Source organism: Rhizobium rhododendri, from assembly GCF_007000325.2.
Classification (GTDB): Bacteria; Pseudomonadota; Alphaproteobacteria; order Rhizobiales; family Rhizobiaceae; genus Rhizobium; species Rhizobium rhododendri.
In genome coordinates this window covers 3,499,268-3,516,558 of the sequence record NZ_CP117267.1, presented here as the reverse complement: position 1 = coordinate 3,516,558, position 17,291 = coordinate 3,499,268, and the positions used below count along the sequence as shown (strand labels likewise).

The following is a 17,291-nucleotide window of genomic DNA, read 5'->3' as shown; positions in this document are numbered from 1 at the left end:
TGCTGACATCAGGAAAACCGATGGCTACGGATCAGGCTTCCAGGCCCATCAGAACATTGGCGACGTTGAGGCCGATTTCCGGAACGCCGTAGCCGCCCTCCATGCAGGTGATCACCGGCAGGCCGGCCGCCGCGATCATCGCTCCCATGCGGCTGAAGTCCTCGGAGGTCAGCCTGAAGAAGGAGATCGGGTCGCGCTCGAACGTATCGACGCCGAGCGACAGAACGATCGCCTCTGCACCTGACGCCTTGATGCGGGCGAGCGCATCGGCGAGCGCTGCAGACCAGGCCTGCCAGGCAGTGTCGCGCGGCAGCGGATAATTGGCGTTGCACCCTTCGCCAGCGCCTGCCCCGATTTCGTCGGCGTAACCCCAGAAATAGGGGAACGCATTGGCCGGCTCGCCGTGCAGCGAAGCAAAGAAGATATCGCTGCGCTGGTAGGTGATGTCCTGCGTGCCGTTGCCGTGGTGAAAATCGACGTCGAGGATGGCGACCTTTTTCGCGCCATGCTCGATCAGCCGCTCGGCGGCGACGGCGGCATTGTTGATGAAGCAATAGCCGCCGAAAAGATCGATACCGGCATGATGACCGGGCGGGCGGCAGAGCGCGAAGGCAAAGCGGTTACCGGCATTCAGCCAGTCCGCGCCATCGAGGGCGCAACGCATGGCGGAAAGCGCGGCCTCATAGGTACCATCGGTGATGGAGGTCTCGGTAGCGTTGGCATAGTAGCCGAGCATTCCGTCGATATCGTTGGGAATGCGCTGGGTGGAGCGGCGCACCGGCAGCGAGGTCGCGATCGCCTCGCCTTCCGCCCCACTTGCCTTCCACAGGCGCCAGACCTTCGACAGAAAATCGAGGTAGCCGGCATCATGGACCTTTAACGCGGTCTCAAGTCCCTGCGGACGCGGCGATACCACGTCGGAAAAACCGGCCTCCCGCACCGCCGCGAGGATCCACTCAGCGCGGAACGGCCCCTCGAACGGGGTCACCAGCAAGCCGCCATGGAGTTCCGTCTTTGCATCGCGCAGCTTGTGGTCTTCGGAATAGAAAATGCGCATTGGAGGTCCCCAATTGTCGTCCGGGAGGATAGAACGGGGACGAGGCCACCGCTGTCAAGCAGCAGGAAGCCCTATCCGCTTGTAGAACAGCGTTACATCGCCGAGGCCACCCTGGGGCCAGGCGGCATAGTCCGGAATGATGCCGACCCTGTTCCATCCGAGGCGGGGGTAGATGGCTTCTGCCGGGCTGCCGGTTGCGGTATCGAGCACCAGCAGGCTCTTGCCATGCCGTGCCGCCTCCTGCTCGGCGGCTTCCGTGAGCAGCCGGGACACGCCCTTGCCCCGCGCCGAGCGGTGGACGAGCAGCTTCTTGAGGTCGCCGCGATGGCTCTGGTTTGGCATGCTGGCAAAGCCGATCTGCACCGTACCGACCATCTCACCATTGATCTCGGCGACAAACAGAAGCGTCTTGCCGGATGCCACGTCATCGGCGACGCCAGCCCAGAAGGGCAGCGCATCCGAGACGCCGAAGGGGTGCATGAAACCGAGGGAGGCGCCGTCTTCGACGCAATCCACCAGGATTTCGGCAAGCTGCTGCCCTGCACTGCGAGCCTGGTCGGCATCGAGCATGCGGATATCGATCATTGTTTTCTCCAGATGTTGGTCATCGGCCGCTCTGGTCGAGCACGATGCAATAGCGCGCGGGGCGTTCGGTCGGATTGTGAAAGACGTGGCCCTCGCCAATGGGCATGAACAGGCAATCGCCAGCCTGTAGCGGCTGGACACAATCGGCGGTAATCACCTCCATCTCGCCCTCGAACAGCCATACGTGCTGAGTGATGCCACGGCCGGCAGCATGCGGTGGAAAACTGACGCGGGCGCCGGGCGGAAACGAAATCTCGACGATTTCGACGGGCGAAGCGGTGCGCGCCGGCGAGACTGCGCGCCTGACATAGCCCGTCTCCGGATCCCGCCAGACCGGCTGCTCCTCGCGCCTCGCCAAGGGCGACGCGGCCCTGCCCTCGTCGGCAAAAAAGGCGGAAAGAGACAGACCGAGAGCCGCGCAAAGGCGCGCCAGCAGCGACGCGGTCGGGCTCGCCTCGGCGCGCTCGATCCGCGAGATCATGGCACGGCTGACGCCCGAGGACCGGGCCAACTCATCCAGCGTCAGCGCCTTATCGATTCGCAACTGTCGGATCCGGGCGCCAACTGCAATGTCGAGCTCCTGTTCCATGACACCCTCTTTTTCTACTATTAGGGAATATATTATTCATATAATGGAATCGACCCCTGTCAAGCTTAGAGATTTACCGCCTCGGGTGCTTTGCAAATTGCCGCAAAGCCCTGCACTGCACCCGTTTTCCGCTTTGCGGCTGAGGACGGCGCTGCTATATGGCGCGCATGAGCACCGATCCGAACCGCATCCCACTCGACCATATCCGCAACTTTTCCATTGTCGCCCATATCGACCATGGCAAATCGACGCTTGCCGACCGGCTGATCCAGTCGACGGGCGGCCTTGCCGAACGCGACATGTCGGAGCAGGTGCTCGACAGCATGGACATCGAGCGCGAACGCGGCATCACCATCAAGGCTCAGACCGTGCGCCTGCACTACCAGGCCAACAACGGCGAAAAATACGTCCTCAACCTGATCGACACACCCGGGCACGTCGACTTCGCCTACGAAGTGTCGCGCTCGCTGTCGGCCTGCGAAGGATCGCTGCTGGTGGTCGACGCGTCACAGGGAGTCGAGGCGCAGACCCTTGCCAACGTCTACCAGGCCATCGACAACAACCACGAGATCGTCACCGTTCTCAACAAGATCGACCTGCCGGCCGCAGAACCCGACCGCATCCGCGAGCAGATCGAGGAAGTCATCGGCATCGACGCCAGCCAGGCCGTGCTGATTTCGGCCAAGACCGGCTTCGGCATCCCCGAGGTTCTGGAAGCCATCGTCCACCAGCTGCCGGCGCCGAAAAGCGAGATGGGCGAAAAAGGCCCGCTGAAGGCGCTCTTGGTCGACAGCTGGTACGACACCTATCTCGGGGTCATGGTTCTGGTGCGTATCCTCGACGGCGTGCTGACCAAGGGCCAGACCATCCGCATGATGGGCACCGACGCAAAATACCAGGTCGAACGCGTCGGCGTGCTGACGCCGAAGATGCTGGCGGTCGACAGCCTCGGCCCGGGCGAGATCGGCTTCTTCACCGGCTCGATCAAGGAAGTGGCAGACACCCGCGTCGGCGACACCATAACCGAAGACAAGAAGCCGACGGCCAAGGCGCTGCCAGGCTTCAAACCGGCCCAGCCGGTCGTCTTCTGCGGGTTGTTCCCCGTCGATGCGGCCGACTTCGAGGATCTGCGCGCTGCCATGGGCAAGCTGCGCCTCAACGACGCCTCGTTCTCGTTCGAAATGGAATCGTCCGCAGCTCTCGGCTTCGGTTTCCGATGCGGCTTCCTCGGGTTGCTGCATCTCGAAATCATCCAGGAACGCCTCGAGCGCGAGTTCGATCTCGACCTGATCGCGACGGCACCGTCGGTGGTCTACAAGCTCAACATGACCGACGGCAGCGAGCGCGAGCTGCACAATCCGGCCGACATGCCGGATGTCGTGCGCATCTCGGAAATCCACGAGCCTTGGATCAAGGCAACCATCCTTACCCCGGACGATTATCTCGGCGGCATCCTCAAGCTCTGCCAGGATCGCCGTGGCGTCCAGACCGAGCTTACCTATGTCGGCAAGCGCGCCATGCTGACCTACGAGCTGCCGCTCAACGAAGTCGTGTTCGACTTCTACGACCGGCTGAAATCGATTTCCAAGGGCTATGCCTCCTTCGACTACCATCTCGACGGCTACAAGGAAGGCAACCTTGTGAAAATGTCGATCATGGTCAACGGCGAGCCGGTCGACGCGCTGTCGATGCTGGTACACCGGACCGCCGCCGAAAAGCGCGGTCGCGACATGTGCGAAAAGCTGAAGGACCTGATCCCGCGGCACATGTTCAAGATTCCGATCCAGGCGGCCATCGGCGGCAACGTCATCGCCCGCGAGACGATCTCGGCAATGCGCAAGGACGTGACCGCCAAGTGCTACGGCGGCGACGCCTCCCGCAAGCGCAAGCTGCTTGACAAGCAGAAGGCTGGCAAGAAGCGTATGCGCCAGTTCGGCAAGGTCGACATTCCACAGGAAGCGTTTATTGCGGCGCTGAAGATGAGCGACGAGTGAGGGGAAGCCCTTTCAAGGCATATGATTGAGGGCGCCGAGGCGCCCTTTTTGCTGTCTGGTTTGCGGCAAACGTGCGCTTCGGCTCAAGCTTGATCCATTGCCTAACCTCCCGGCTTGCTGCAATACGCGATTGGCTCTATGCCTTCGCATAGCGATCGCTGGGCCAGTCCTTATGAAGTCCTTTCTGAAAACCATAGGATTGATGGCCAACGACCTCGGCGCGAGCCTGCTTTTTGTCATCCTCTTCTCTTTAACGCAGAACGCAGTGCTGTCGGCTTGTCTCGGCATGCTGTTCGGTGCCTGCCAAATTGCTGTCCAGGTCTCAAGGAGGAAGCCTGTCGACAGCATGCAGTGGCTAAGCCTGTTTCTGGTTTTCGCTTCCGGTACGGCAACGATGGTGACGGACGATCCCCGTTTCGTGCTCTTCAAGCCGAGCGTGATTTATGTGATTGTCGGTGCCGCGATGCTGAAGCCCGGATGGATCAATCGCTACCTGCCTGCGATTGCCCGCGCCGTTTCGGCCGATATCGGCATCGCGCTCGGCTTCGTGTGGTCAGGCCTTATGTTCACCACCGCAGCGCTCAATGCGTACCTCGCGCTCAGCACTGAAATCAAAACCTGGGCACTGACGATGGCGATCTTTACCATCTCCAGCAAAGTGCTTCTCGTCTTGGCGGGGTTTGCCGCGATACGCCTGGTAACGCAAAGCCGACTGCGCGCCATGCCAGCCAAGCAGCGCGAGTCCCTGCTGGTGACGACCGGATGGAACACTAAGTCACCAGTGCCCGCTTCGCGATAAACGTTTAGCCGTTGTGACATGGGGCCCACGTCCCTAGACTGCGGGTCGCACAGGAGAACCGACATGACCGCAAAACCCCGCATCAGCATCCTCTACTGCACCCAGTGCAACTGGCTGCTGCGCGCCGCGTGGATGGCGCAGGAACTGCTCCAAACATTTGGCGACAGTCTCGGCGAGGTGGCCCTCCTGCCCGGCACCGGCGGTAATTTCGAGATCCGGGTGGACGGTGAGCTGATCTGGGAACGCAAGCGCGACGGTGGTTTTCCGGGCCCGAAGGAATTGAAGCAGCGGGTCCGCGACATCATCGAACCCGAGCGCGATCTCGGCCACACCGACCGGGAGCGCAGCGAGAGCTGGAGCGATCAGCGGCGCTCCGGCAGGACGCAGCGCACCGGCCTTCCGCCCGGCGCCTTGTAGCTGTCGGTCAACGGGTCGTAGGAGCGGTAACGGTTCATGCAGCTTTGGCGGTGAAAGCTCGGATCGGCGGCAGGCACCCGGACCTGCGGCGGCAGCCTCGGGGGCTGGGGTCGGAAGATAAAGCGAGGCGGCCGTGCGCCGGGACTATAATATCGGGGTCCGGTCTGGCCGAGCGGACGATAGTTTGGCCGCTGATAGCTCTGGCGCGGCCCGAATGTGAAACAACCGCGCGTATCGCACACCGTCGAGATCTCGATCAAAGCCGCCGAAGGCTCTATCTTGGCGACGGCTGTGAGAGGCAAGGCTTGAGCTGACATTGCAGTCAGCGAAGCCATGGCTACCACAGCCATCGGAACGAGGTTACGAAACCGTGCGGCACCACCTCCCCTTGGAGCGCCGGGGCTCCTTGCGGTAAATTTCATCATTTCCCGTGCCGCTTTCTTTCGCGCGTCATATGGTAGGCTATATAGGACACCATCATGTCCTGCCCAAGTGCGCAGGGCCAAACCTGGTGCGTCCGACCGTTTGCGTCGGTTGATCGATCTTCGGTCCTGCGCCATAAAGCCTTATCAATGTCGGGAGTTATCGCGTGAGCAGTCTGAAATTTGGAACGAGCGGCCTTCGCGGCCTTTCTGTCGATCTCGAAGGCCGCGCCTCGGCTCTCTATTCAACGGCGTTTGCCCGTCATCTCCTGAAGAGCGGCCATGCCAAGCCTGGTGACCCCGTTCTCGTCGGTCGTGATTTCCGCGAGTCGAGCCCATCAGTTGCTGCGACCTGCATCGGGGCGCTGGGGCGCGCGGGCCTCGTACCGATCGATTGCGGCGCCATCGCCACGCCAGCGCTGGCACTCTATGGCCTGGAACTCGGAGCCGCCAGCCTGATGGTGACCGGCTCTCATATTCCGGCTGATCGCAACGGCATCAAATTCTACCGCCCGGATGGCGAAATCGACAAGCAGGACGAAGAAGCCATCACAGCGGAAGCGGCCGCCATCGGCGACAGCGCCATCGACGCCTCGCCTGCCAGCGCGGAGAAGCGCGGCGAGCAGGCTGAGGCACAGTTCTTGAGCCGCAACGCAGCACTCCTGCCGGCAGGCAGCCTTGTGGGCTTGACCGTCGGCGTCTACGAGCACAGCACGGTCGCCCGCGACCTGCTGGGGCAAGTCCTGGATCATTACGGCGCCCGCGTCGTGCCGCTCGGTCGCTCCGACAGCTTCATCCCGGTCGATACCGAAGCCGTTTCTGCCCAGACCGTCGAACTGCTCCGCGGATGGACGAACGAACACCGGCTCGATGCCATCGTCTCCGCCGATGGCGACGGCGACAGGCCACTGGTCTCGGACGAACACGGCGAGCCGCTGCGCGGCGACCTTCTCGGTCTCATCGCCGCCAATTTCCTCGGTGCCGGTGTGCTCGTTACGCCTGTCACCTCTAATTCCGGTGTCGAGACCGCCGGCCGCTACAGCGTTACCCGCACCCGCGTTGGCTCGCCCTATGTGATCGCTGGCATGAACGCCGCGCTGGCGGACGGCCGGCCGGGCGTCATGGGTTTCGAGGCCAATGGCGGCACGTTGACGGCAAGCGCCTTTACCGTCAACGGCACGACCATCCAGCCCCTGCCGACGCGCGATAGTTTTCTGCCGATCCTTGCCACGCTCCATGCGGCAGCGGCTTCGAAGAAGACCCTGTCTCAGGTCGCCGCCGGCTACAGCCTGCCCTTTGCCGCAGCCGACCGGCTGGAGAATTTCGCACTAGAGACCAGCGGCGCGCTGATGGCGCATCTGCGCGCCTCGGAAAGCAATCTGGCTGCGTTTCTGGCACCTGTTGGATCGGTGGCCTCAACGAGCGACATAGACGGCCTGCAGGTCATGCTGGAGGACGGCCGGATGATCCATTTCCGTCCCTCGGGCAATGCCCCGGAAATGCGCTGCTATGTCGAGGCGGCCAGCGAAAACGAGGCAAAGTCGCTTTTGGTCCAAGGACTTGATCTGGTCCGCGCCTTCGCCCGAACAGCGCAATAAGTCGCTTTTTCGGGGAATGACATCAAAACTTCAAAAACGTTGTTGACAGCAGCGGACGACCCCCTTACATGCCTGACCGTCGCCCAGATGGCGGAATTGGTAGACGCGCCAGCTTCAGGTGCTGGTACCCGAAAGGGTGTGGAGGTTCGAGTCCTCTTCTGGGCACCATTCCATTTTTGATCTCTGCCAGATCAACAGCTTAGCTTTCATAGTAATTGTTAGCGGACGCCCCTTCGGGGGTGTCTTTTGCTGTCGTTACGCTGTGCGAAAACTCGGTGTCGGACAGGTCAGCGATTACGATTGTTATATTGCCAGTAGCTGTAGTTGGGTGGGCGGGTGCTTTCGGAAATGACGCCGTTCTGGTCGCAGACGTAGACCAGGCGCGGGTAGTCGCGGTAGAAGCTGCGATAGCCGAAATCGAGGTCGGCCAAGCGCGTCCAGCACTTAAACTTTTCCTGAAATGCCTGTGGTGCCGTGACGCCTGGCAAATCCTTGTAGGGATAGATCGGCTTATTCCATGTGAGTTTGCCCTCACCTTCGGCAAAGCCGTTGTAGGGTGTCAGGGCAAGCAGCGTGGCTCCGACCAGAGCAACTCTCATTATCCACATGAACGCCAACCCTTCTGCTGGGCGGAGCATTGCGCAACACCCCGTGCTATCCGCATATAGTCATTACAGGAACCGAGGGAAAGCCTGAGCGGCTTGCAAAAGGCAGCGCGGCCTCATCACATCTTGCTGAAACCGATGTCCCAACGTAACAGCCTGTCACAAATGGCGATCCCGGACGCGCTTGAACTCGCTCGGACGACATGGCATTAGTTAGAGCGGGAACAAAGTTGCGATCGCTGTACTGCATCTGTCCAATCTTTTCCGGTTTTATGACGTTTAAGTCGTGCTGATCTGTCGGGAGTTGAGTGAATGCTTGAACGGGTCGAGCGAAAGGATGCCTGTCGCGGGATTGACAGGGCAGTACCCGCGTCTCCGCTCCTCATTTACGTTATCAATCTGGATCGCTGCATCGAGCGCTGGGATCGCCTCCGCACCCAGGCCGTCCAGCATGGCCTGAACCTCGTTCGGGTCGCAGCCGTAGACGGCCAATCTGTGCTCGCGGAGGAGCGGGTCGGCTTTCATCCCCGCTCCTTCAGTTATCACAACGGCCGCACGATCCTCGCCGGCGAATACGGCTGTTATCGAAGCCACCTGCTGGCTCTTGAAACCTTCGTTGCCAGTGGCGACGCGATGGCCATCATCATAGAGGATGATGTCGACCTCAACGCGGCACTTATCCCGCGGGCCATAGCGGCCGTGGCGGCCGTGCCTGGCACCGAGGGCAGCGTCATCAAGCTCGCAAATCACCGAAAGGTCGGTTTCAGACCCGTCGCTATGACCACCCTCGGCGATGTCGTCGGCCGCTGCCTGCACGGTCCCCAGGGCTCGGCTGCATGCTACATCGTCACGCGCGAAGCGGCGTTGAAGTTGGTAAAGAGGTTGAATACGGTTCTGTTGCCCTACGATGTCGCTCTCGAACGCGGCTGGTCGACTGGTGTCCAGACGTTTTCGACAGAAGACAATCTCGTAACATTCAGTCCGCATCGAAGAGACACGACGATCGGCAAGAGGTCGCATTACAGGGCTGCCAAGCGACACTTCATGCTGCGCATGACAACCCACTGGTTTCGCGCTCACGACCAGCTGCGACGGTGGTTCTATGCGACATGGGGATGCCAGCGGATCAGCCGCTAGAAGCTTTCAGGCGCTCAAAGAAAACACAAAAGACCGCGAGCAGGTCTATGCGGCGGCCTCTCCCTCGCGTTCGCGAAACACCAGGTCCACAACATCTCCGTTCGGGGCATAGCCGGAGACCAGCATCTTCAGGATGCTCTGGGCGAGCGGAATGTCATTTTCATCCAAAGCCTTCTCCAGCGCCGCCAGGCGCTCGGACAATTCCGGCCACCTAAGAAAATCCTCGCGAGCCCGCATGATCCGCGGATGCGGCGTCGGCTGCGGGTTGTCGCCGATCAGCAGTTCCTCGAAGAGTTTTTCGCCGGGACGCAGGCCGGTAATCCGCAACTCGATATCGCCCTCGGGATTATCGTCGTCCAGAACACTGAAGCCGGAGAGCTCAACCATACGGCGGGCGAGATCGACGATGCGAACCGGCTCTCCCATGTCGAGCAGAAAGACATCCCCGCCCGATGCCATGGCGCCGGCCTGGATGACCAGCTGCGAGGCTTCCGGGATTGTCATGAAATAGCGGGTGATCTCCGGATGGGTGAGCGTAACCGGGCCACCGTCACGGATCTGCTGGCGAAACAGCGGCACGACGGAACCCGATGAGCCCAGCACGTTGCCGAAGCGGACCATCGAAAAACTCGTGGTCGTGCCGCTGGTGACGCGATCAGCGTCGAGGGCCTGCAGTACCATCTCCGCCAGTCGCTTGCTCGCGCCCATGATATTGGTCGGACGAACCGCCTTGTCCGTGCTGATGAGGACGAAATTCTCGACGCCAGCCTTTTGCGCCGCCGTGGCTGCGGCGACGGTCCCGGTGACGTTGTTCTTGATACCCTCGGCAGGGTTATATTCGACGAGCGGCACGTGCTTGTAGGCGGCAGCGTGATAGACGGTGCTGGGCTTCCACGCCGTCATGATCTGCTCCAGACGCGGCCCGTCGCGAACGGAGGCAAGAAAAGGGATGATGCGGATCTCGGCATCCTGGATCGCCAGCGCCGCCTTTTCCAGCTCGCCCAAGATGAGATAGAGGCCGAATTCGTTCTGCTCTACCAGCAGCAGGCTGGAGGGGCGGTTCTTGACGATCTGGCGGCACAGCTCGCTGCCGATCGAGCCTCCAGCACCGGTCACCATGACGACCTTTCCGCGGATGTTGCGGTCGAGCAAAGCCTGGTCGGGCGCAATGACATCGCGGCCAAGAAGATCCTCGATATCGAGTTCACGCAAGTCTGAGACGGCCACACGTCCCTGCGCCAAGGCGGTCAGGTCGGGCATGGTGCGGACGGTGACGCGGGCCTTGCGAATCGCCTCCAGGATTTCGTTGCGGCGTTGCCTTGTGGCATTCGGCAGCGCCAGCAATACATCGCGTGTTTCGCCGGTAGCAACGAGTGCCGGCAGGTCGGCGGGATCGTAGATCGGCAGCCCGGCCATGATACTGCCATGCAGGTGCCTGTCATCGTCAAGAAAGCCTACGACATTTAGCTCCGAGCTATTGGACAGAGCTGCGGCGAGCTGCCTTCCGGAAGCACCAGCGCCATAGATCAACACTTTTGCCAGCGAATTGCGGTTCAGAAGCCGCTGGTAAGCGTTGCCGAGCCAATAGCGTGTCCACATGCGCGACAGCCCGACGGCGATCAGAAGCAGCAACGGCTGCAATATGCCGACGGTACGCGGCACGCCTGGAATGCTGATCGCGGTGAAGATCGTCATGAAGGCCAGGCCGTAGATCGCCACGGCCTTGACCACCGTCATGAACGCCGAGAGCCCGGCATAGCGGAAGATCGCGCGGTAAAGCCCGAGCACAATGAAGATCGGTATCGCGAGCAGGAGCGAAACGAAGGCGGGTACCCATTCGACACCCTCGAGGATCACCCACCCGTCAAGCCGCAGGCAATAGGCAAACCATACCGTAAGTACACAAAGGCTGGAGTCGACCAGGAGTGCAAAGGCGCGCTTTGTTACGCGCGGCAAAGCCAAAAAGGGCATAACGAGCCGATCGGCAGGTACCATCAACAATTTCCTCAGGCGCCGGTCATCCCAGTCCGCAATTGCATTTCTTCCGGGCGTATTCGCCCGTCTCCAGCACACCTAGTATGTCTTGCTGCTTCCAACAGCAAAAGGCAATTGCGCGAGACAGCCGCGCTGCGTCTTTCGCAACGCTATAGCGCAAATTCACCACTCGCGGCAAAAGGAAAACCTCTGGCGCGATTATTGTTTTGAAAGGGATAATCCCAAGTCCTTAAACGGGTGGCAGATCTGCGGCTGCCTATCTCTGGACCTGCCGTGAACCTGTCTGTATGCAGAGAGTATAAACGCGCGGCGAGACCGCTAACCCGTGGGCGACTGATATGAAAATCTCGATCGCTGGCATGGCGCGCAGGTTTGCGATGCTATCGACGGCCCTCATAGGGCTCGTGACCTTCGCCGGCAGCGGCGAGGCAGCGGGGCTTTGCTATCGCGGGATCAATCTTTCGGGCGCTGAGTACGGTGATCGCGATGGCGTCGCAGGTACGGACTACATCTACCCTACGGAAGCAACCGTGCATTACTTTGCCGGCAAGGGCATGAATGTCGTCCGCCTGCCCTTCCTCTGGGAGCGGCTGCAGCCCGAGTTGAACGAGAAACTCGATGACGAAGAACTTTCGCGCCTGAAGGCGGCCGTCGACCGGATCCACAAGAACGGGATGACAGTCGTTCTCGACCCGCACAACTACGCCCGTTACGACAAGGTGACGATTTCGCAGGATCCGGTCACCGATGATGCATTCGGTGATTTCTGGTCGCGGCTTGCCGGGGCCTTCGCCAACCAGCCGAGCACAGTCTTTGGCCTGATGAACGAGCCGCACGATATCAAGGCACCGGATTGGCTTAAAGCGGCGAATACCGCGATCGGCAGGATCCGCGCGATCGGTGCCCGTAATCTCATCCTCGTTCCCGGGACGATCTGGACCGGTGCCCACTCATGGAGCGAGGAAAGGCTCGGCGGCGGCTCGAACGCCGAGATCATGCTTGGCGTAACGGACCCGCTCAATTTCTACGCCTATGAATTTCACCAGTATCTAGACGCTGACTGGTCAGGAACCCACGCTCTCTGCGAAGGCACCGAGAAGGCACGCACCGGTATCACTGACGTCACCAACTGGCTGAGGCAGAACCATAAACGGGGATTTCTGGGCGAGTTCGGCGCCGCCGGCAATCAGCCCTGCCTTGACGGGCTTCAGAGTATGCTCGACATCCTCGGCAAGAACAGCGATGTCTGGCTCGGCTGGAGCTACTGGGCGGCGGGCGACTGGTGGCCGGAGAGCGAGCCGCTCAACGTGCAACCGCGCAAGACACCGGACCGGCCGCAGATGGCGCTGCTGGCAACTGCGGCCAAGAACCAGCGTATGGCGAAAGCATGCAGCGCGACCGTAAAATAAGCGAGAGCAAAGACCGGCGATGGTCCGCAGGGACACGACTTCTCTTTCACGGACCGCGCTTCCACTCCGTATCCCTATGGGCGACCGGCTTGGGGCAAACGTGATGCGCGATAGCGAAAGCAGCAATGTCCAGGAAATTGGCTTCATCCTGATCCCAGGCTTTGCGCTGATGTGCTACGCCTCGGCGGTGGAGCCGCTGAGGGCGGCCAATCTCCTCGCCGGTCGGGAAATCTATCGCTTTCGCGTGTTCTCACCGCAAGGTGTATTCGCAGTCGCCTCGAATGGCGTGCAGGTTCCCGCAGAACCTCTGCCGGGTCGCGGTGAACGGCTGCACACGGTCTTCGTGGTTGCCGGCGGCCACCCTGACGAATGGAACTGGCCGGGCGTCTATAGCGCGCTCCGGGCCCTCGATCGCGACGGGGTACGCATCGGCGGCATCTCTGGTGGGCCGTACCTGCTGGCCGCAGCCGGACTTCTCTCCGGCGAGCGCTTCACCATCCACTGGGAGCATGCCCCGGCGCTAATCGAGGATTTTCCCGGCATGACGCCGTTGCAGGCGCGCTACATCATCGACGGCAAGCGGTTGACCTGCGGCGGTGGCGTTGCGCCGCTGGACATGCTGCACGCGATCATTGCGGCCCGCATGGGTGCAGATTTTGCCCGCCGGGTTAGCGACTGGTACCTGCACCGGCATGTCAGTTCGGCCGCAGAGCCGCAGCGGGCTTCCGAGGCCGAACGCCATGGCACGCACCATCCTATCCTGCTTGCGGTGATCGAGAAGATGGAGACGACGATCGAGCAGCCGCTCGATCGCAAGGCGATGGCGACCTTCGCGCGGATCACGCCACGCCATCTCGACCGGCTATTTGCAACCAGGCTAAACTCGACATTCCTGGCAGAATACCACCGAATAAGGCTGGCCCATGCGCGAAAGCTGCTGCAGCAAAGCAGCCTATCCATCTCCGAAATCGCCTTTGCCTGCGGCTTCTCCAACCCCGGACATTTTTCTCGCTGCTATCGGCAGGCTTATGGCGGACCTCCGAAAACTGCCCGTAAAACAAACTGACACGATCAGACAATCTTTCTTTAAGGGAAATTTATTTTCTTCCTAGTTGAAGTATTCCAAGATTCTTGCTAGGCCTTTTTCGCAACGATCATTCGGAGGATTTCATCATGTGCGGCATTGTCGGCCTGTTCCTCAAGGACAAAAGCCTGGAACCCCAGTTGGGCGCGATGCTGTCCACGATGCTGGTGACGATGACCGACCGTGGGCCGGATTCGGCTGGTATCGCGATCTACGGGGGCTCTCAAGGGCGCGACGCCAAGATCACCGTGCAATCCGCGACGCCTGCGAAGGATTTTGCCGGACTTCAGGCAGAGCTGGAAGAGGCGCTGGGACAGACGATTGCGGTCGAGATCAAAAGCAGCCATGCCGTCATTACGCTCCCGAAAGACAAGCTGGATGATGCCCGCTCGGCGCTAGGCGAAATTCGCCCGGATATCCGCGTGATGAGCAGCGGCGATTCGATCGAGATTTATAAGGAAACCGGCCTGCCGCGCGATGTCGTGGCGCGCTTCGGCGTCGCCGACATGTCCGGCACGCACGGCATCGGCCACACCCGCATGGCGACGGAGTCTGCGGTCACCACGCTCGGCGCCCATCCGTTTTCCACAGGCTCGGACCAGTGCCTGGTGCACAACGGCTCGCTCTCCAACCACAACAACCTGCGCCGCACGCTGAAGCATCAGGGCATGCGCTTCGAGACAGAGAACGATTCCGAAGTCGCGGCCGCCTACCTGACGGCCGAAATGGCAAAGGGCAAAAACCTTGGAGCGGCACTGGAAGGTGCTGTCGACGATCTCGACGGCTTCTTCACCTTCGTCGTCGGCACCAAATCCGGTTTCGGCGTGCTGCGCGATGCCATCGCCTGCAAGCCCGCCGTGATGGCCGAGACCGACCAGTATGTCGCCTTCGGTTCGGAATACCGGGCGTTGGTCAGCCTGCCCGGTATCGAGGCTGCGCGTGTCTGGGAGCCGGAGCCGGCGACCGTTTATTTCTGGGAGCACTAAACTGGCTCTACGCCGGATGCCTCTATCCCCTTCCAAGTTACCAATTGCAGGACAGAACATGCCCACCTTCGATCTGGCGATCACGCCGCTCCGCGATCTCAATCAGGCCCTGCATGACATTGCGCCGGGATCCAACGATCTGCATTTCGAGGTGATCAACCCGCGCGGCAGCCATGCCGTCGCTTGCGGCGTGCATGCGCCGGTTGCCATCGATGTGCAGGGCAATGTCGGCTATTATTGCGGCGGCATGAACGAAGACGCCACCATCACCATCCACGGATCGGCCGGCCCCGGTGTCGGCGAAAACATGATGTCCGGGACGATTGTCGTCAAAGGCGACGCTTCGCAATATGCCGGCGCGACGGCCTGCGGCGGCATGCTGGTCATCGAGGGTAACGCCTCGTCGCGCTGCGGCATCTCGATGAAGGGCGTCGATATCGTCGTGCGCGGCAGCATCGGCCATATGTCGGCCTTCATGGCGCAGGCGGGTAACCTGGTGGTGCTCGGCGATGCCGGCGATGCCTTGGGCGACTCGCTCTACGAAGCGAAGATTTTCGTGCGCGGTACGGTGAAAAGCCTGGGCGCGGACTGCATCGCCAAGGAGATGAAGCCAGAACACCTGAGGTTGCTGGCCGAACTGCTCGAAAAGGCCGGCATCACAGACGTCAAGCCGGAGGAATTCAACCGCTACGGCTCGGCGCGCAAGCTCTATACTTTCAATGTCGACAATGCGGACGCCTATTGAGCGTCAGACCAAGGCAGTCAGCGGGGACTTTCCGCTGCGACAAAAAAACAATGCGATCAATCGAGGTCCGCCATGAGCTACCAGAACCCGCCGACCACGCCACGTTCCTCGGCAACCTTCGACGAATATACGATGTCGGAAATCCGCCGGGCTGCGGCAACCGGCATCTATGATATCAGAGGCGGCGGCGCCAAGCGCAAGCTGCCGCATTTCGACGACCTGCTGTTTCTCGGCGCTTCGATCTCGCGCTATCCGCTGGAAGGCTACCGCGAAAAGTGTGAGACCAATGTCGTGCTTGGCAGCCGCTTCGCCAAGAAGCCGATCGAACTCAAGATCCCGATCACCATTGCCGGCATGAGCTTCGGATCGCTATCAGGCCCGGCCAAGGAAGCGCTCGGACGTGGCGCGACGATCGCCGGGACTTCGACCACAACCGGCGACGGCGGTATGACGGAGGAAGAGCGCGGCCATTCGCAGATCCTCGTCTACCAGTACCTGCCATCGCGCTACGGCATGAACCCCAAGGACCTGCGCCGCGCCGACGCCATTGAGATCGTCATCGGACAAGGCGCCAAGCCCGGCGGTGGCGGGATGCTGCTCGGCCAGAAGATATCGGACCGGGTCGCCGACATGCGCACCCTTCCGAAGGGCATCGACCAGCGCTCTGCCTCGCGCCACCCCGATTGGACCGGGCCCGACGATCTTGAGATCAAGATCATGGAGTTGCGCGAAATCACCAACTGGGAAAAGCCGATCTATGTGAAGGTCGGCGGCGCCCGTCCCTACTATGACACGGCACTTGCGGTAAAAGCCGGCGCCGATGTCGTGGTCCTCGACGGCATGCAGGGCGGCACGGCGGCAACGCAGGAAGTCTTTATCGAGAATGTGGGCATGCCGACGCTCGCCTGCATCCGTCCCGCAGTACAGGCGCTGCAGGATCTCGGCATGCATCGCAAGGTGCAGCTGATCATCTCCGGCGGCATCCGCAATGGTGCCGATGTTGCAAAGGCTCTGGCGCTCGGCGCCGATGCCGTCTCGATCGGTACGGCAGCGCTGGTTGCCATTGGCGAAAACGACCCGCGCTGGGCAGCAGAATATGCGGCGCTCGGCACGACAGCCGAAGCCTATGACGATTGGCACGAAGGCAAGGACCCGGCGGGCATCACCACCCAGGATCCGGAACTGATGAAGCGCGTCGACCCGGTTGCTGCCGGGCGCCGGCTTGCCAATTATCTGAAGGTGATGACGCTGGAAGCGCAAACCATCGCCAGGGCCTGCGGAAAGAACCACGTACACAATCTGGAGCCGGAAGATCTGTGCGCGTTGACGATCGAGGCGTCGGGCATGGCGCAGGTGCCGCTGGCCGGCACCTCCTGGATCCCCGGCAAGGGCGGCTTCTGACATGGCCGTCTATACTGCGACCATCTTGTGGGAGCGGGGCGCGGCAGAGCCGTTCACCGACAATCGCTATGGTCGCGGACATTTCTGGTCGTTCGACGGCGGCGTCAGCGTTCGCGCCTCGTCCTCGCCGCACGTGGTACCGCGCTACTCGGATCCATCCGGCGTCGATCCGGAGGAAGCCTTTATTGCCAGCCTTTCGTCCTGCCATATGCTGACGTTTCTCTACCTCGTGGCCAAGCGCGGCTTCGTGGTCAACCGCTACGAAGATGTCGCCGAAGGCGTGATGGCAAAGAACGAGAGCGGTCGCATGTGGGTCGCCAAAGTCGTGCTGCGTCCGCGCATTGTCTGGGAGGGCAATGGTCCGGACGCGAAGGCGGCTGCCGAACTGCATCACCTGGCCCATGACGAATGCTTTATCGCGAATTCGGTGCGCACGGAAGTGGCCTGCGAACCCGTAGACTGACAGGC

General features: G+C 61.3%; 17 protein-coding genes and 1 tRNA gene. 12 read left to right on the top strand and 6 right to left on the bottom strand.

The features are described from left to right. Positions 1-31: 31 nt before the first annotated feature. The 3 genes from PR018_RS16965 to PR018_RS16955 are packed head-to-tail and all read right to left on the bottom strand — an operon-like array spanning position 32 to position 2,231. The gene (locus tag PR018_RS16965) at positions 32-1,057 is read right to left on the bottom strand and encodes a histone deacetylase family protein (protein WP_142823632.1); all 1,026 of its coding nucleotides are present in this window, start codon (positions 1,055-1,057) and stop codon (positions 32-34) included. A gap of 54 nt (positions 1,058-1,111) precedes the next feature. Next, complete coding sequence (locus PR018_RS16960) at positions 1,112-1,642, bottom strand: GNAT family N-acetyltransferase (protein ID WP_142823631.1); 531 nt, start codon at positions 1,640-1,642, stop codon at positions 1,112-1,114. A gap of 19 nt (positions 1,643-1,661) precedes the next feature. Beyond that, positions 1,662-2,231, bottom strand: a complete 570-nt coding sequence (locus tag PR018_RS16955; RefSeq protein WP_142823630.1) for a helix-turn-helix domain-containing protein — start codon at positions 2,229-2,231, stop codon at positions 1,662-1,664. Positions 2,232-2,389: 158 nt separating this feature from the next. Between PR018_RS16955 and lepA the strand changes: the two genes are divergently transcribed. From lepA to PR018_RS16940, 3 genes are all read left to right on the top strand, one after another. Continuing rightward, positions 2,390-4,225 carry a translation elongation factor 4 gene (gene lepA / locus PR018_RS16950; RefSeq protein WP_142823629.1) on the top strand — a complete coding sequence of 612 codons (1,836 nt, stop codon included), beginning with the start codon at positions 2,390-2,392 and terminating at the stop codon, positions 4,223-4,225. A 202-nt stretch (positions 4,226-4,427) separates the two neighbouring features. Continuing rightward, positions 4,428-5,024 (top strand): septation protein IspZ, encoded by a 597-nt coding sequence (locus PR018_RS16945; RefSeq protein ID WP_244615231.1) that lies wholly within the window; start codon positions 4,428-4,430, stop codon positions 5,022-5,024. Positions 5,025-5,087: 63 nt separating this feature from the next. Beyond that, positions 5,088-5,441: an Rdx family protein gene (locus tag PR018_RS16940; RefSeq protein ID WP_142823627.1), complete on the top strand. Its 354-nt coding sequence runs from the start codon at positions 5,088-5,090 to the stop codon at positions 5,439-5,441. On the opposite strand, the gene PR018_RS28380 is transcribed toward PR018_RS16940, so the two are convergent. After that, a complete protein-coding gene (locus PR018_RS28380) occupies positions 5,387-5,758 on the bottom strand; it encodes a BA14K family protein (RefSeq protein WP_224129485.1) in 372 nt (123 codons plus the stop codon). The two genes, PR018_RS16940 and PR018_RS28380, sit on opposite strands and share 55 nt — an antisense overlap. A gap of 281 nt (positions 5,759-6,039) precedes the next feature. Here PR018_RS28380 and PR018_RS16935 point away from each other — a divergent pair, with 281 nt between their 5' ends. Continuing rightward, complete coding sequence (locus tag PR018_RS16935; RefSeq protein ID WP_202617139.1) at positions 6,040-7,461, top strand: phosphomannomutase; 1,422 nt, start codon at positions 6,040-6,042, stop codon at positions 7,459-7,461. 81 nt (positions 7,462-7,542) lie between these two features. Continuing rightward, a tRNA-Leu gene (locus PR018_RS16930) sits at positions 7,543-7,629 on the top strand. Between the two features lie 119 nt (positions 7,630-7,748). On the opposite strand, the gene PR018_RS16925 is transcribed toward PR018_RS16930, so the two are convergent. Then, positions 7,749-8,069 (bottom strand): hypothetical protein, encoded by a 321-nt coding sequence (locus PR018_RS16925; protein WP_161990923.1) that lies wholly within the window; start codon positions 8,067-8,069, stop codon positions 7,749-7,751. 309 nt (positions 8,070-8,378) lie between these two features. Here PR018_RS16925 and PR018_RS16920 point away from each other — a divergent pair, with 309 nt between their 5' ends. Beyond that, positions 8,379-9,203, top strand: coding sequence for a glycosyltransferase family 25 protein (locus tag PR018_RS16920; RefSeq protein WP_219274777.1), 825 nt, complete (start codon positions 8,379-8,381; stop codon positions 9,201-9,203). 45 nt (positions 9,204-9,248) lie between these two features. Here PR018_RS16920 and PR018_RS16915 read toward each other — a convergent pair whose 3' ends face one another. Beyond that, a complete protein-coding gene (locus tag PR018_RS16915) occupies positions 9,249-11,198 on the bottom strand; it encodes a polysaccharide biosynthesis protein (RefSeq protein ID WP_219274776.1) in 1,950 nt (649 codons plus the stop codon). A gap of 338 nt (positions 11,199-11,536) precedes the next feature. Here PR018_RS16915 and PR018_RS16910 point away from each other — a divergent pair, with 338 nt between their 5' ends. From PR018_RS16910 to PR018_RS16885, 6 genes are all read left to right on the top strand, one after another. Continuing rightward, on the top strand, positions 11,537-12,607 hold the full coding sequence (locus PR018_RS16910; RefSeq protein ID WP_142830236.1) for a glycoside hydrolase family 5 protein: 1,071 nt from the start codon (positions 11,537-11,539) through the stop codon (positions 12,605-12,607). Between the two features lie 103 nt (positions 12,608-12,710). Further along, entirely contained in the window at positions 12,711-13,673 is a 963-nt protein-coding gene (locus PR018_RS16905) for a GlxA family transcriptional regulator (protein WP_142830234.1), read from the top strand. 107 nt (positions 13,674-13,780) lie between these two features. Further along, the gene (locus PR018_RS16900; protein WP_142830232.1) at positions 13,781-14,677 is read left to right on the top strand and encodes a class II glutamine amidotransferase; all 897 of its coding nucleotides are present in this window, start codon (positions 13,781-13,783) and stop codon (positions 14,675-14,677) included. Between the two features lie 58 nt (positions 14,678-14,735). Further along, a complete protein-coding gene (locus PR018_RS16895) occupies positions 14,736-15,422 on the top strand; it encodes a GltB/FmdC/FwdC-like GXGXG domain-containing protein (protein ID WP_142830230.1) in 687 nt (228 codons plus the stop codon). Positions 15,423-15,494: 72 nt separating this feature from the next. Beyond that, positions 15,495-16,823, top strand: a complete 1,329-nt coding sequence (locus tag PR018_RS16890) for an FMN-binding glutamate synthase family protein (RefSeq protein WP_142830228.1) — start codon at positions 15,495-15,497, stop codon at positions 16,821-16,823. A gap of 1 nt (position 16,824) precedes the next feature. After that, the gene (locus tag PR018_RS16885) at positions 16,825-17,286 is read left to right on the top strand and encodes an OsmC family protein (protein ID WP_142830226.1); all 462 of its coding nucleotides are present in this window, start codon (positions 16,825-16,827) and stop codon (positions 17,284-17,286) included. Positions 17,287-17,291: the final 5 nt, after the last annotated feature.